Genomic DNA, 915 nt, shown 5'->3' on the forward strand with positions numbered 1-915 from the left:
AAACAAGCCTATTTGCCGCGTATGGCGACGGGTGAACTGCGCGGCGGCATTGGACTGACGGAGCCGGATTGCGGCACTGATCTGCAAGCAATCCGCACCGTTGCGAAACGCGATGGCGATCATTACGTCGTCAATGGCAGCAAGACGTGGATCACCAATAGCAAGTACGGCAATGTGCTCGCCTTGCTCGTGAAGACCGATCCGGAAGCGCAGCCGCGTCACAAGGGCATGAGTCTCCTGATTGTCGAGAAAGGACCGGGTTTTGAAGTGAGCCGGCAATTGCAGAAGCTCGGCTACAAAGGTATCGATACGTGCGAGCTGACGTTCACGGATTTTCGTGTGCCGGTGGCGAATGTGATTGGCGGCAAGGAAGGGCTGGGATTGAAGCAGATTCTTTCGGGTCTTGAACTGGGGCGTATCAACGTGGCGGCGCGCGGTGTCGGCGTGGCGCAGGCGGCGCTCGATGGAGCCGTCGCGTATTCGCAGCAGCGCAAGACCTTCGGCAAGCCGATTTGCGAGCATCAGGCGATTGCGCTCAAGCCCGGCGAAATGGCGACGCGTGTAGAAGCCGCACGCCTGCTTACCGATTCCGCCGCCCGTGCCTACGATAAAGGCCTGCGCTGCGATATGGAAGCGGGCATGGCGAAATACTTCGCCACCGAAGCCGCCGTCGAAAACAGCATGGAAGCGATGCGCATTCACGGCGCATACGGTTATTCGAAGGAATACAACGTCGAGCGCTTGTATCGCGATGCGCCCTTGCTGACCATCGGCGAAGGCACCAATGAAATGCAGCGTCTGATTATCGCGAAGATGCTGATTGCGAGGAATCCCGCATGAGCTTGCCACTTTCAGGCGTACGAATCATCGCCATCGAACAATACGGTGCGGGTCCGTTCGCGACGCAACATCTCG

The 915-nt window shown here is 58.4% G+C and carries 1 protein-coding gene; it reads left to right on the forward strand.

The genetic code is table 11. From position 1 onward, the window contains the following. On the forward strand, positions 1-840 hold an 840-nt coding region (locus tag P7F28_RS09410; protein WP_277184238.1), incomplete at its 5' end, for an acyl-CoA dehydrogenase family protein. Between the last annotated feature and the right edge of the window lie 75 nt (positions 841-915).

This window comes from Caballeronia sp. BR00000012568055, assembly GCF_029439455.1.
In the GTDB taxonomy this organism is placed as follows: Bacteria; Pseudomonadota; Gammaproteobacteria; order Burkholderiales; family Burkholderiaceae; genus Caballeronia.